At 28.8% G+C, this 14,856-nt stretch carries 13 protein-coding genes; 5 read left to right on the top strand and 8 right to left on the bottom strand.

All coding sequences use genetic code 11. The annotated features are described in order from the left end of the window. Nucleotides 1–57: 57 nt before the first annotated feature. From ACJJVY_RS03725 to ACJJVY_RS03715, 3 genes are all read right to left on the bottom strand, one after another. Entirely contained in the window at nt 58–279 is a 222-nt protein-coding gene (locus ACJJVY_RS03725) for a DUF2795 domain-containing protein (protein WP_405605298.1), read from the bottom strand. Between the two features lie 170 nt (nt 280–449). Beyond that, nucleotides 450–1,022 carry a cob(I)yrinic acid a,c-diamide adenosyltransferase gene (locus ACJJVY_RS03720; RefSeq protein WP_405605295.1) on the bottom strand — a complete coding sequence of 191 codons (573 nt, stop codon included), beginning with the start codon at nt 1,020–1,022 and terminating at the stop codon, nt 450–452. A 54-nt stretch (nt 1,023–1,076) separates the two neighbouring features. Continuing rightward, the gene (locus ACJJVY_RS03715) at nt 1,077–1,727 is read right to left on the bottom strand and encodes an O-methyltransferase (RefSeq protein ID WP_405605293.1); all 651 of its coding nucleotides are present in this window, start codon (nt 1,725–1,727) and stop codon (nt 1,077–1,079) included. A 215-nt stretch (nt 1,728–1,942) separates the two neighbouring features. On the opposite strand from ACJJVY_RS03715, the gene ACJJVY_RS03710 reads away from it, so the two are divergent. Together ACJJVY_RS03710 and ACJJVY_RS03705 are read left to right on the top strand one after the other, a co-directional pair. After that, complete coding sequence (locus ACJJVY_RS03710; RefSeq protein WP_405605291.1) at nt 1,943–2,737, top strand: polysaccharide biosynthesis/export family protein; 795 nt, start codon at nt 1,943–1,945, stop codon at nt 2,735–2,737. An 8-nt stretch (nt 2,738–2,745) separates the two neighbouring features. After that, nucleotides 2,746–5,205, top strand: coding sequence for a polysaccharide biosynthesis tyrosine autokinase (locus ACJJVY_RS03705; RefSeq protein WP_405605289.1), 2,460 nt, complete (start codon nt 2,746–2,748; stop codon nt 5,203–5,205). Between the two features lie 62 nt (nt 5,206–5,267). Here ACJJVY_RS03705 and ACJJVY_RS03700 read toward each other — a convergent pair whose 3' ends face one another. Both ACJJVY_RS03700 and fumC read right to left on the bottom strand, forming a co-directional pair. Continuing rightward, entirely contained in the window at nt 5,268–5,741 is a 474-nt protein-coding gene (locus tag ACJJVY_RS03700; RefSeq protein ID WP_405611581.1) for a nucleoside deaminase, read from the bottom strand. A gap of 90 nt (nt 5,742–5,831) precedes the next feature. Then, nucleotides 5,832–7,229 (bottom strand): class II fumarate hydratase, encoded by a 1,398-nt coding sequence (gene fumC / locus ACJJVY_RS03695; protein WP_405605287.1) that lies wholly within the window; start codon nt 7,227–7,229, stop codon nt 5,832–5,834. Nucleotides 7,230–7,386: 157 nt separating this feature from the next. On the opposite strand from fumC, the gene ACJJVY_RS03690 reads away from it, so the two are divergent. Further along, nucleotides 7,387–7,560, top strand: coding sequence for a hypothetical protein (locus ACJJVY_RS03690; RefSeq protein WP_165733463.1), 174 nt, complete (start codon nt 7,387–7,389; stop codon nt 7,558–7,560). 201 nt (nt 7,561–7,761) lie between these two features. Here ACJJVY_RS03690 and ACJJVY_RS03685 read toward each other — a convergent pair whose 3' ends face one another. The 3 genes from ACJJVY_RS03685 to prfB all read right to left on the bottom strand — a co-directional run bounded on the left by ACJJVY_RS03685 (nt 7,762) and on the right by prfB (nt 11,781). Further along, the gene (locus tag ACJJVY_RS03685; RefSeq protein ID WP_405605284.1) at nt 7,762–10,218 is read right to left on the bottom strand and encodes a TonB-dependent receptor domain-containing protein; all 2,457 of its coding nucleotides are present in this window, start codon (nt 10,216–10,218) and stop codon (nt 7,762–7,764) included. Nucleotides 10,219–10,322: 104 nt separating this feature from the next. Next, a complete protein-coding gene (arsC, locus tag ACJJVY_RS03680; protein WP_405605282.1) occupies nt 10,323–10,664 on the bottom strand; it encodes an arsenate reductase (glutaredoxin) in 342 nt (113 codons plus the stop codon). Between the two features lie 16 nt (nt 10,665–10,680). Continuing rightward, nucleotides 10,681–11,781 (bottom strand): peptide chain release factor 2, encoded by a 1,101-nt coding sequence (gene prfB / locus ACJJVY_RS03675; protein ID WP_405605279.1) that lies wholly within the window; start codon nt 11,779–11,781, stop codon nt 10,681–10,683. An 88-nt stretch (nt 11,782–11,869) separates the two neighbouring features. On the opposite strand from prfB, the gene ACJJVY_RS03670 reads away from it, so the two are divergent. Both ACJJVY_RS03670 and ACJJVY_RS03665 read left to right on the top strand, forming a co-directional pair. Beyond that, the gene (locus ACJJVY_RS03670; RefSeq protein ID WP_405605276.1) at nt 11,870–14,290 is read left to right on the top strand and encodes a zinc-dependent metalloprotease; all 2,421 of its coding nucleotides are present in this window, start codon (nt 11,870–11,872) and stop codon (nt 14,288–14,290) included. After that, nucleotides 14,290–14,823: an AAA family ATPase gene (locus ACJJVY_RS03665; protein ID WP_405605274.1), complete on the top strand. Its 534-nt coding sequence runs from the start codon at nt 14,290–14,292 to the stop codon at nt 14,821–14,823. Before ACJJVY_RS03670 ends, ACJJVY_RS03665 begins: the two co-directional genes overlap by 1 nt. The last annotated feature ends 33 nt before the right edge of the window (nt 14,824–14,856 follow it).

Here is a 14,856-nt window from a genome sequence, read left to right as displayed (position 1 = left end):
TAAGACAAAAACAAAAAAAAAGCCTCCTTAGAGACTTTATATTTTTATGCTGTTTTTTTAGTATTCATCCTCATTCCAAAGATAATCATCTTCTTCTGGATAATCAGGCCAAATTTCAACAATTGAGTCATATGCATCACCTTCATCTTCTATATCCTGTAAGTTTTCTACAACTTCTAAAGGAGCTCCAGTTCTAATAGCATAATCAATCAATTCGTCTTTACTTGCTGGCCAAGGTGCGTCTGCTAAATATGATGCTAATTCTAATGTCCAATACATTTCTTAATGTTTAATTTTGTGCAAAAATAATTTTTTTACTGAATTATACAAGTCTTTTTTAAGAAATTTACTGTTAAGTAAATTTTAAATTTTAAAACAGACTATAAATTACTGATTTTTAGGCCAAATTAAAATTTAATTTTTATTTAAATCGATAAAAAAAGAACGTGTTATTTTTTTTGAGGAATCCATTTAATTTCCTCAACTGATAAGTCTTTAGACAACTTTCGTGCCAACACAAAAAGGTAGTCAGAAAGTCGGTTTAAATATATTATAATGTTATCGTTTATTGTTTCTTGATCTTGTAACTCAACAGATATGCGTTCTGCACGTCTACAAATGCATCTTGCAATATGACAGAATGACACTGTTTGATGACCTCCAGGAAGAATAAAATGAGTCATTTGCTCAAGGTCTTGATTCATTTTATCAATTTCTTCTTCTAAAAAAATAATAGATTCATCATCAATTTTAGGAATATTTAACCTTTCTTTTCCATTTTTTAAAGTTTCTTTTTCAATTGGTGTAGCCAACATTGCTCCTAATGTAAATAATTCGTTCTGAATTTTTAATAGAGAATTTTTAATAGAATTATTTATATTTTGATCTTTAATTAAACCGATATAGGAGTTTAATTCGTCCACTGTTCCATAACTTTCTATGCGTAAGTTGTATTTTTTTACTCTTGTTCCTCCAAATAGAGATGTTAAGCCAGTATCACCGGTTTTTGTGTAAATTTTCATGTAAAAGAGATATAGTATTTAGCAAAGTTACAAAGTTTAAGATTTTATAAATTATTAAACTCTAATTTTAAAATGTTCTTTTGCTTGTTCTTTTCTGAAAAAAACAATTCCGAAATGAAAAACATCTATTGTAACAGTAACTCTAGAATGTTTTTTTATTTCTGCCCATGCCTCTTTCATTTCTGTACTCCAATAAATATCATCAAAAATCCAAACGGAATCATTTTTTACTGTTTCTAAGCAAGTTTTAAAATAATGTAAGGTTGATTTTTTAGTATGGTTACCATCAAAATAGATGAAGTCAAATTGATTATTTTTTACAACATCAGGAAGTGTTGTTTTAAAATCACCACTAATAACATTTATATTACTAAATTTATTTTTATTAAATAAATCGTTCGCTATTTTACTAGTTTCTGTGCAACCTTCTAATGTTTTTATAGAAGCATTTTTGTTAGCAATTTTAATAGCAGAAGTTCCTAACCCCACAGAAGTACCAATTTCTAGAATATAAGTAGGTTTAAAGTAACCTACAATATTAATTAAAAGTTGTGCTTTTCTATTTGAGATACCTGCTATTTTGGTAATTTTAGATATTTTTCTTTCATTTGATTTAAAAATTTTAGAACCTGAGCCAAAATCTGTGACTTTTATAACTTTTTTATTGTCTAATAATTGTTTCTTCGTTTTTTTGAATGAATACAATAGGTTTTTGTTTGTTTTTTTGTAAAAACATTTAGTTATTAAATGGTATACAAAAGGAGAGTGAACTCCATGTTGATTTGATGATTTCAAAAGAAACTTTAAGTAAGTTATTGTAATATGTATCATATTATAAAAAAAAACGAAAGTAAAATATTATTATAAAATATCACTTTTAAAAAAGTATATTTGTCACTATTTCGAAGATTACTTTAAAAATGAAAAAATACTTTTTATTATTCTTGGCTATGTTTTTAGCCTTTTCCTGTGTGCCAAGTAAAGATTTAATTTATTTACAAGGAAAACCAATTGAAAAAAAAGAAATTAAAAGAATAAATGACATTCCTTATAAATTACAAGTTGATGATATATTAAATATTGATATTAAATCAGATGATATGGAACTTGTTTATATTTTTCAAAAAGAAACCAATATTGCATCTCAATCAATTTCTGGTCAGAGTTTTGAGTCGGGTTCTAGTTATTTGTTAGATTATAGTATTGATAGTTACGGAAACATCAGGATGCCCACTTTAGGTGAAATTAACGTTTTAGGTTATACTGTTTTAGAAGTAAGAAAAAAAATAGAAAACGAGATTAAGAAATATATAAAGACAGATAAAAGTATATTTGTTTCAGTTAAATTATCAGGTATTAAGTATACTATCATAGGAGAAATAGCAAATCCAGGGCCAAAAATTATTGCTCAAAATAAGGTTTCTATTATTGATGCAATAGCTAATTCAGGAGATATTACAATAGTGGGTAATAGAAAAAATGTAGAAATTATTAGGAATTCAGTTAACGGAACAGAAAAGTATTATATTGATTTAACCGATATAAATGCTTTCAATTCAGAAGTATTTTATATTAAACCTAATGATATCATAAATGTTGTTCCTTTAAAACAAAAATCATGGGGAACAGGTACAACAGGACTTCAAACTGTAACAACAATAATATCAGTCTTTACATTATTAACTTCTACTTTTGTTTTAGCTAGGAATTTATAATTACTTATATGGAAAACGAAATAAAAGATAACTTTGATATTGGTCATAATACATTTGATATAAAGGGTTATATATATAAGGTTATTTCTCATTGGAAACTTTTTTTTGTAACTATAGTAATAGCTTTGGTCATAGCTAATTTTATGAATGGATACAAACAAAAGAGATATAGCTTAGAGACAGTAATTTCTGTTAAAAAAGAGAGTAATCCATTATTTTCAACTGGTACAAACATTGCTTTTAATTGGGGAGGTTCTAGTAACGAAGTTGAGACTATAAAAGTTATTTTAGGCTCTAGGTCTCATAATGAAAAAGTGGTGAAAAAATTGAATTTTTTCATTAATTATTTAAAGGAAGGAAGGTATAGAAAAGAAGATGTATATGGATATACACCATTTGTGGTAAACCTTAAAACTGATAAACCACAGTTATATGGTAAACTTTTAAAAATTGAAATTACTGATCAAAATAAATATAATTTATCATTTAACTTTAATGAATCTGGTATGGATGATTTAATAGTTTATGATAGTAATATTAAAAGTCAATTTAAGTCTAATGAATTAAGTTTTTCTAAAGAATATATAGTTGATGAAGATGTTGATACCCCTTTTTTAAATTTTTCAATAAATAAAATTAAGAAGTTTACTAAAGGAGAAGTCTTTTATATAAGTTTTGGTAGTTTTGACGGAACTGTAGCTTCATACAGAAATGTAAGCGTCCAGGATTTAGTTGATGGAGCATCTCTTATAAAATTATCTTTAAAAGGTTCTAATAAAAAAAGAATTGAAACTTATTTAAATACAACTGTAAAAGTTTTAGAAATTGATAAGCAAGAGCAGAAAATTTTATATGCAAGAAGGACTAAAAGCTATATTGATGACTTGTTTATAAAAGAACAAGATAGTCTTGCTAGAATAGAACAGGAATTAGGTGTTTATAAAGAGAGTAATAATATTTTTGATTTATCTGCAGAAGGAGCAAGAATTTATGAGGAAACTTTAGAGTTAGAAAAAGAGAAAAAAGAAATTATACAATATAATGATTATTTAGATAATTTAAAAACATACATTTTATCACATAATCAGTATTCAGAAGGAATACCTATTCCTGCATTAATAACTATTCAAGATCAAAAAATAGCTTCTGAAATTACAGTTCTTATTGAAAAATCTACATTAAGAGAAAGTTTAAAAAGAACGGTTACTGAAAATTACCCTGGTTTAATTAAATTAAATTCAGAAATTTCTATTGCAGAGAATAATCTATATGAAAACATTTCAAATTTAAAAACAATAAATAACAGTAAACTTAAAAAAATTAATAATAATTTATCTAAATCTAATAATCAGTTAAAAAAGTTTCCAAAAAAAGAACAAGGACTTATAAAATTTCAAAGAAATTATGAAATTTCAGAAGCTAATTATAATTATCTCAAGCAAAAAAGTTATGAAGCAGGTACAGCAATAGCAGCAAATGTATCAGATGTAAAAATAATAGATGAGGCTAAGGATTTAGGACAATCTCCAAACTATCCAATACCTGAGTTTAACTATTTGGTAGCTTTAATGATGGGTATAATTATTCCTTTATTTTATATAATTATTAGAGAAATTTTAGATAATAAAATTCATACAACTGATGATATTCAAAATAATTATGCTATACCTGTTTTAGGTGTTGTTGGCAGAAATGAAGGTGAAAATAATTTAGCTGTTTTCGAAAGGCCAAAATCTTCTGTAGCAGAATCCTTCAGAGCTTTAAGGTCCAATATTCAATTTTTATTTAAAAATGCTCAATCAGACGACTCGAAGACTTTAGTGTTAACATCTTCTGTTAGTGGAGAAGGAAAAACGATGATTTCAATTAATATGGCAACAGTATTTGCTATGAGTGGTAAAAAGACAGTACTTTTAGGTTTAGATTTAAGAAAACCAAAGATTTATGATGATTTTGACTTTACTAATGAAATAGGAGTTGTAAACCATTTAATTAATCAAAAAACTTTAGATGAAATTATTTTACCAACTAAAGTACCAAATTTAGATTTAATCTTATCAGGCCCTATACCTCCAAATCCATCAGAATTATTATTAAATGATATTGCTGATAAAATGATTAAAGATTTACAAAAAAAATATGATTATATAGTTATTGATACTCCTCCTGTAGGTTTAGTTTCTGATGCATTAGAATTATTTAAATATGCTGATGCTATTATGTATGTTATTCGCCAAGGATATTCTGAAAAAGGTATGATGAGAATGATTGATAATAAATATAGAAATAGAGAGGTTGCTAATATTAGTTATGTTTTAAATGATTTTTCACTTAAAAATAAATATGGTTACGGTTATGGCTACGGTTATGGCTACGGCTACGGTTATGGAAAATACAGTAATGGTTATCATGAAAATGAGAAAAAGAAAAATGTCTTTTCTAAAATTACATCCATATTTAAACGTTAAATAAAGGTGTCAATTTAATATTGACACCTTTACTACTCTTATTTGGTATCTTATATATATATTTAATATTCTGTTTTATCTTGCTTTTCTGACCATTTATTAAATGGTTCTAAGGCAATTTCTCTACCTATTTGTTCAAAAGAAATACTTCTTTTTTCATATGGCAATGGAATTTCTTTGTAGATAAACTCATCATCAAAACCAATATTAGCAGCGTCATGCTGATTACTTCCATAAAAGACTTTATCTGGCCTTGCCCAATAAATGGCGCCTAAACACATAGGGCAAGGCTCGCAAGATGTATAAATAATACAGCCATCTAGTTGAAAAGAACGAATATTTTTACAAGCATCTCTAATAGCAGTTACTTCTGCATGTGCCGTTGGATCATTTGTAGAAGTTACTTTATTGTTTCCTCTACCAATTATTTTTCCATCTTTTACAACGATACATCCAAAAGGTCCCCCCTCGTTATTATTCATTCCTTTTAAAGCTGCTTTTACAGCTTCATTCATAAACTCTTCGTGTGTATTCATCATCATTTTCTAATTTTATGATTATTTATTTTAGCCAAAAAAAAGCTGCATATATTATGCAGCTTTTAAGAGATGGTAAAATTAATATTTTTATTTTAAACTACCAGTCATTTCTTCTGGTTTTACCCATTCATCATATTGTTCTGGAGTAACATAACCTAAACGTACCGCTTCTTCTTTTAGAGTAGTTCCGTTTTGATGTGCAGTGTTTGCAATTTCCGCAGCTTTGTAATAACCTATTTTAGTATTTAAAGCTGTAACTAACATTAAAGAATTATTAACTAATTCTGTAATTCTTGAGTGATTTGGCTCAATACCAGCAGCACAATGCTCATCAAAAGATTTACAAACATCACCTATTAGTTGAGCAGATTGTAAAACGTTTGCAGCCATAACTGGTTTAAAAACATTCAACTCATAATGACCTTGAGCGCCACCAACAGTTACAGCAACATCGTTACCCATAACTTGTGCACAAACCATTGTCATGGCTTCACATTGAGTTGGATTAACTTTACCAGGCATAATAGAAGAACCAGGTTCGTTTGCAGGAATAATAATTTCTCCAATACCAGATCTTGGTCCAGAAGCCATTAAACGAATATCATTTGCAATTTTATTTAAAGACACTGCAATTTGTTTTAAAGCGCCATGAGTTTCTACTAAAGCATCATGTGCAGCTAAAGCTTCAAATTTATTTTCAGCTGTTACAAATGGTAATTTTGTAAATTCTGCAATATATTTAGCAACTAAAACATCGTAACCAGAAGGTGTGTTTAAACCTGTACCAACAGCAGTCCCTCCCAAAGCTAATTGAGATAAATGTTCTAAAGTATTATTTAAAGCTTTTAAACCGAAGTTTAGCTGAGCTACATAACCAGAGAATTCTTGACCTAAAGTAAGTGGAGTAGCATCCATTAAATGTGTACGTCCAATTTTAACAACATCTTTAAATAATTCTGATTTTGCTTTTAAAGTATCTCTTAATTGTGTGATACCTGGAATTGTAGTTTCTACAATTTTTTTATAAGCAGCAATATGCATTCCAGTAGGAAAAGTATCGTTTGATGATTGCGATTTATTTACATCATCATTTGGCTGAATCGTTTTTTCACCTTCTCCGATTACTTTACCAGCAATTTCGTGCGCCCTGTTTGCAATTACTTCATTAACATTCATGTTAGATTGAGTACCAGAACCTGTTTGCCAGATTACTAAAGGAAATTGATCGTCTAATTTTCCTTCTAAAATTTCATCACAAACTTGTGCAATTAAATCTCTTTTTCCTGAAGCTAAAACACCTAATTCTGTATTTGTATATGCAGCGGCTTTTTTGAGATAAGCAAAACCGTAAACAATTTCTAATGGCATAGACGCAGAAGCACCAATTTTAAAGTTGTTTCTAGAACGTTCTGTTTGTGCTCCCCAATATTTATCTGCAGGAACTTCTACGTTACCCATAGTATCTTTTTCTATTCGATATTTCATAATTAGTGTGTAAATTTTAGATAAACAAATTTACAAAAAACAATTATTACTCTTGGTTGATAATTGTCATTTTTAGTTTATAAAAAAATATTATTTTGATGCTTAATTATTAAAAATAAATATTATTTTTGCTATTATAATTTTTCAAAATATACAAATGTTAGATTTTTCAGAATTTTCAGGATTAGTTTTATTCATGTTTATTTTTACAGCTGGTTTTTGGTTGTTAATATTCTTATTAACATTTGTAGTTCCTTACTGGATAGGTGGAACTATTTGGGAAAATATGAAGTTAAAAAAAGAAGCTAAAAAAGCTGCAGAGGGTAAGTAGTTTTTTTTGAAACATATTTTATAAAAAAACTCGCTCAATTAAATTGAGCGAGTTTTTTATTTTTATAAGAAACTACTATTATTTCTTTTGATAAAGGACTTGTTAATTAAAAAAAAAGGCTTATCAACTAATTAGTTGATAAGCCTTTTTTTTTTGATGAATACTTTTTAAGTAATCATCAGAAAAATTTATTTCTCAGGTTTAGAAATCTCCATCTCCTTCATTTTCTTCTCTCTCTTCTGGATCTCCTTTTTTCTCCATTTTCTTTTGTTGATTGAATCTGTAAGTAAAAGTTAAAGAAATTTGACGCATTCTTCTTTGAAACGTTTGATTTGAAATATTTGTAGGATCTTCTCTACTTGGTGAGTAAGCAGAAACTTGGTATTTTCTAGAGTTAAAAAGGTCACTTACATTAAGTACAAGTGTTCCTTTGTCTTTTAAGATGTCTTTACTAAAAGCAAGGTTTGCAGATAAAATTCCTTCTGTATCATTTTGAGCGTCATTTTTAGGACCTCTATAAAATATTCTTGTTTGAGATTGAATATCCCAAGGTAATGTGATTTTTGCATCGAAACGTGTAAACCAAGAATCACTTTTTGTATCAAAGTCTTGTGTAACAGTTGTTATTTCTCCTGTTGTAAGATCTGTTAAATTGTAAGAGTAGTCCCCTTCTGTTTCAAATTGAAAGAAGTTAAAACTACCAGATAATTTTATTTTTTGTGTAGCATTATAGTTTGCTGTAAATTCAAATCCGGCTCTATCTTCTGATGCTAAATTAATAGGTTGTCTTACTAAAACATTGGTAATTTCATCATTAATAATTCTTGTTTCTTGTCTATTAACTCTTTCTATATTGTTAATAGAGTGTTGATAATAAATAGATGAATTTAAAGTGAATTTCCCCCATTTGTTTAAATATCCTAAATCGAAAGAATTTGTATAAGTTGGATCCAAGTCTACATTACCTTTAGAAAAAATAACTTCACTTTCTCTACTTTCAAAAGGGTTTAAATATCTAGATCTAGGTCTTCTTAATCTTCTACTGTATCCTAAAGTAAAACTTTGATCTTCGTTTAATTCGTATCCGAAATTTAAAGTAGGAAATAGATCTGTATATTTCTTATCGTAGTTTTCGTTTGTGTTAAGTAATTTAATGTCAATATTTGTAATTTCTGCACGCAAACCTAATAAATAAGAAAACTTATTAATTTTACTCCCAAATTGTGTATAAAATGCATTTACATTTTGATTGAACTCTAAGTTATTAGAAGGATTATATTCAGGATCTAAGTTAGGTGCTATTACAATATAATCTGATGTTAATTCTTGAAAACTACCGCGATAACCAGCTTCAAATTGAGAGTTTTCTCCAAGAGGTAAAACATAATCTGCCTGAACAAGATCATCATAAGAAATTTCATCAGTTGTATTTGTCTCTGGATTTGTATCTGTAATAATTGCAGATTCAAATTCTTCACTTTTACTGTGTTGTAGATCTACAGATAATTTATGTCCTTTATCATTAAAGTTATTTACGTAATTTAAAGAGAATTGTAGAGTTTGGTCTTCTTCGTCTTCATCCTGTATACGAGTAGAATTGTATAAATTAATTCCATTAGGATCAAAAGAACTTATATTATTAATAGAAACGTTGTCTCCGTCAGAATCTCTAGCAAAAATGGTTCCAGTAATAGAACTATTATCATTAATAAAATATTCTAAACCAAGACTACCATTAAGACCTTTTTGATATCTATTGTTATCTCTATTTTCAATTCTAACACTATCTATGCTTCCGTCTGTTAAATAAGTAATATCAGAATCGTATACACCAGGGCTACCTGTATCTCTGTAACCTAGGTTAGAAAAAAGATTTATTTTATTTGTACGAAGATTTAAATTAACACCTGCTTGATAATTTCTTGGGTCTCCAACAGTTGCGTTAACAGAACCATTAAAACCGTTAGCTTTACCTTTTCTTAAAATAATATTTAAAATTCCGGCAGTTCCTTCAGAATCATATCTTGCAGAAGGAGAAGTAATAACTTCAACTCTTTCAATAGCATCAGAAGGTAATTGTCTTAATGCATCTGCACCACTTAAACCAACTAAGGCAGAAGGTTTTCCATCAATTAAAATTCTAACATTTTCGCTACCTCTTAAACTTACAGCTCCTTCTGCATCTACATCCACAGAAGGTACATTATCCAAAACATCAGAAGCAGAACCACCTTTTACAGTCATGTCTTTACCAACATTGTAGATTTTTTTATCTAAACGAATATCTACAGTAGATTTTTCTGCAATCAATACAACTTCATCTAAGCTACTCGCATCTTCTGCTAGTTTTATAATACCTAAATCTTTGTTAGTTGTAATTGATTGTACAGGAAATTTTTGAGTTTTAAAAGAGATAAACTCAAAACTTATTTCATAATTCCCTTTGGCAGTATTTACTTTAAAAGATCCGTCCATATCTGTAATGCCACCAGATACAGCTTGTGTTTTGGTGTTTTTAACAACTACAGTTGCGTATTCTAAAGGTTGATTTGTATTAGCATCAATTACTTTACCTGTAATGGAAATTTGATCTCCTGTTTGAGCTAATAAATAGGTTGATGTTAATAAGAAAAATAATAGTAGTGTAATTTTTTTCATTTGTGTCTTTTGGCTGATTATCTCATATTAAGACAGCAAAGTTCATATTAAGTTTAATCTTTATTAGTTAAATAAAAGTTAAAGAAAATTTAAAAAAGTTAAAACTAAATTATAGAATCAATATTTTCGGTAGGTCTGCCAATTACTGCTTTGTTATTATTGATAATAATTGGACGTTCGATTAGTTTAGGATTTTCTATCATAGCAGTAACAATTTCAGAATCAGAAAGCTCTTTGCCTTTATAATTTTCTTTCCATATTTTTTCATTTTTTCTAACCAACTGAATAGGTGTAGAACCCAATTTTTTTATGATTTCTGATAAATCTTTTTCAGTCGGAATTACATCTAAATATTTTACAATTTCAAATTCTTTTCCTGTATTTTCTAAAAATGCTACACCTTGTCTAGATTTAGAACAGCGTGGATTATGGTATATCTTTATCATTATTGTAAAGTTTTGATTATTGATTACTAGATTTTTGCCCATTTAACATTAAATAAGCTTTTAGAAATGGATTTATATTTCCGTCCATAACTGCATCTACATTTCCGGTTTCGTGAGCAGTTCTTACGTCTTTTACTAACTTATAAGGATGCATTACATAATTTCTTATTTGACTTCCCCATTCGTTTTTCATTTTATTAGCCTCAATATCATTTCTTGCAGCTTGTTGTTTTTGCAACTCAATTTCATATAATTGAGATTTAAGCATTTGTAAAGCAGTTGCTCTATTATCATGTTGTGAACGAGAATTAGAACATTGAATTTGAATTCCCGATGGTTTGTGGTGTAATTGAACTTTTGTTTCTACTTTATTTACATTTTGTCCACCAGCACCACTAGAACGTGCTGTTGTAATTTCTATATCTGCCGGATTTATTTCAATTTCAATAGAATCATCTGCAACAGGATAAACGTAAACAGAAGCAAAACTTGTATGACGTTTTGCATTAGAATCAAATGGAGAAATTCTTACCAATCTATGTACACCATTTTCACCTTTTAACCAACCAAAAGCATAATCTCCATCAACTTCTACGGTAACCGTTTTTATTCCAGCAGCATCTCCAGCTTGGTAGTTTAATGTTTTTAGTTTAAAACCTTGTTTCTCTGCCCACATTGTATACATTCTAAACAACATTTCTGCCCAATCGCAACTTTCTGTCCCTCCAGCACCAGCGGTAATTTGTATTACTGCAGAAAGAGAGTCACCTTCTTCCGAAAGCATGTTTTTAAACTCAATATCTTCTAAAAAAGTACTTACTTTTTCAAACTGCTCTCCAATTTCATTTTCTTCAACTTCACCTTCTTTATAAAACTCATATAAAACATTAATATCCTCATTTAAAGAAATTGCTTTATTGTAATCTTCAACCCACTTTTTCTTAAAACGTAATTCCTTCATGATAACTTCTGCAGCTTTTGGATCATTCCAAAAATCTGGATTTGCCGTTTTTTCTTCTTCATTGGCAATTTCAATCAGTTTTTTATCAATCTCTAAGTAAGATTTTAGTTTTTCAATTCTTGTAGAAATATCTTTAAGTTGGTCTTGTGTAATCATAGACTTGCAAAAATAAATGAAATTTTAAGATTTCTAGTTTTAAAACCTAATAGTTATTTTATAGATTTATGCAAAATATATTTAATTCATGAAAAAAATACTACTTGTCTTACTTTTTTTAACCATTTCTATTAATGGTTTTTCACAGTTTTTTACAGAAAAAACTAGTAACAAATTACAAAAAGGAATTACCAAATACGAGGGGTATTTTACTTTTTATTATGATGATAATTCTGATAAATTATTTCTTCAGATTGATAATTTAGATTCAGAGTTTCTTTATGTGCGTTCACTTTCAGAAGGTATTGGTTCTAACGATATTGGTTTAGATAGAGGTCAATTAGGTGGAGGAGTTGTAGTTCATTTAAAAAAAGCGGGTAATAAACTGTTATTGGTTCAGCCAAATTTAGATTACAGAGCAATTACCGATAATAAAGAAGAAAAACAATCTGTAAAAGAAGCTTTTGCTAAATCGGTTTTACACGGATTTAAAATTAAAGAAACTAAAAACGGAATCTATTTAGTAGATGCCACAGATTTCTTTATGAGAGATGCACACGGAGTGGCAGCAAAATTGGCAAGAAGTAAACAAGGTAGTTTCTCTTTAGATAAAAGTAAATCGGCTTTTAATTTAGACAGAACAAAAGCATTTCCTAAAAATGTTGAGTTCGATGTTTTGTTAACTTTTAAAGGAACAGCAAAAGGTTCTTATATAAGAAGTGTAACGCCAAATTCTGGTTTGATAACGGTTCATCAACATCATTCTTTTGTAGAATTGCCAGATAATAATTACAAACCAAGAAAGTTCGATCCTCGTTCTGGTGGATATCCAATGTCTTATTTAGATTATGCAACACCGGTAAATCAATCGATAAAAAAACAATTTATTCGTCGTCATCGATTAGAAAAGAAAAATCCTGATGCGGCAATATCAGAAGCTAAAGAACCAATTATTTATTATTTAGATAGAGGTACTCCAGAGCCTGTACGTTCTGCTTTATTAGAAGGTGGAAGTTGGTGGAACCAAGCTTTTGAAGCGATCGGATACAAAGATGCTTTTCAAATGAAAATGTTGCCAGAGGGCGCAGATCCATTAGATGTTCGTTATAATATGGTGCAATGGGTGCATCGTTCTACAAGAGGTTGGAGTTATGGTTCTAGCATTTCTGATCCAAGAACTGGCGAAATTATTAAAGGACACGTAAGTCTAGGTAGTTTAAGAATTCGTCAAGATTTCTTAATTGCCCAAGCATTACAAGCGCCTTATACAAACAATAATACAGAAGATGATTTTGCATTACAAATGGCAGTTGCAAGAATCAGACAATTATCTGCGCATGAAATTGGGCATACCTTAGGATTTGCTCACAATTTTGCAGCAAGTACAAATGGCAGAGCTTCTGTAATGGATTATCCACATCCAAAATTTACATTAAAGAATGGTAAAATAGATTTTTCGAATGCTTACGACAATAAAATAGGGGATTGGGATAAAGTAATTGTGTCTTATTTTTATCAAGATTTTAAATCTGATGAAGAAAATCAACTAAATAAAATTATTGAGGATGCTACTGCAAAAGGATTCAAATATTTATCAGATTCTGATGCAAGGTCTCAAGGTAGCGCAAGTGCTTCTGCACACTTGTGGGATAATGGAGGTAATATTTACGATGAATTATACAACTTACTTAAGATAAGAAAAATGGCAATTGCTAACTTTTCTACAGACAATATAAAAACAAATCAACCGTATTCTGTTTTAGAAGATGTGTTTGTGCCGTTATACTTTTTCCACAGATTTCAAACCGAAGCAACTGTTAAATTAATTGGTGGTTTAGAGTATAGTTACGCTGTAAAAGGTGGTAAAGAAACAGTGGTAAAACAAGTTTCTGGTGTTACCGAAAAGAAAGCATTACAAGCTATTTTAAAAACAATTGCAGTAGATGAAATTGCTATACCAAAAGAAAAGTTATCGTTGTTTCCGCCAAGAGCAATGGGGTATAACAGAACTAGAGAATCTTTTAAAAGTGATTTAGGTGTAGAATTTGATGCTTTTGGAGCCGTAGAAACAGCAAGTGAAATGACATTGAATCTTTTATTACATCCGCAGCGAGCATCAAGATTAGTGGCGCACAAAAGTTTACAGAAAAATCAACTTGGTTTAGACGAATTGATTGATGAGTTGGTAGCAAAAACAATCAAGAAATCACATAAAGATACCTATTATCAAGAATTGCAAAATGTAATTAATACAAAGGTTTTAGAAGGATTATTTTATTTAGCCTCTTATGAAAATCAATACAAACAAGTAAATGCTATTGTTTTGTTTAAATTAGATGAAATCAAATCGATTATGGAAAGTAAAAAATCTTCTGGAGTTCAGAAAATTTATGAGGCTTCTCTAATCAAAATGATTGATGGCTTTGTTAAAAATCCAACGAAATTTAAAAAATCAGCGGCACCAACAATTCCAGATGGGTCTCCAATAGGAAGCGATTATCAATATTAATGATTAAAAAAATAATTATAACAGGTACAACTTGCACAGGAAAAACAACTTTAGGTAAGAAATTATCTAAAGAATTTTCCTTAAAACAAATCGATTTAGATGATATTCACTTTTTGCCTAATTGGGTAGAAAAAGAGAAAACTCTTTTTGTAAAAGAAGTAAATGAAGAGTTGAATAAGTATCAAGAATGGATTGTATCTGGGAGTTATCAATCACTATTAAAAGACACGCTTTGGCAAGAAGCTAATGTAATTATTTGGTTAGATTATCCTTTAAACTTAATTCTTAGAAGATATTTTATAAGGACTTACAAAAGAATTTTTTTAAAACAAAAATGTTGCGGAGAAAATTATGAGACATTAAGTAAAACTTTTTCAAAAGAAAGTTTATTTCTATGGATTTTTAAAACTTATTGGAAAAGAAAAAAAAGAATGCATCACTGGAAAGAAAACTTATTTCCTCATAAAAAATGGATTGTTTTAAATAATCCAAGAGGTGAAAAAACATTAAAAAGTTTATTGTACTTAGAGTAAAATTTCTCGGAATTACTAAAATTAATAAACGAG

The organism is Polaribacter sp. Asnod1-A03, assembly GCF_045063585.1.
In the GTDB taxonomy this organism is placed as follows: Bacteria; Bacteroidota; Bacteroidia; order Flavobacteriales; family Flavobacteriaceae; genus Polaribacter.
The sequence above is the reverse complement of the archived record's forward strand: the minus strand, read 5'-3'. Positions and strand labels throughout refer to the sequence as shown.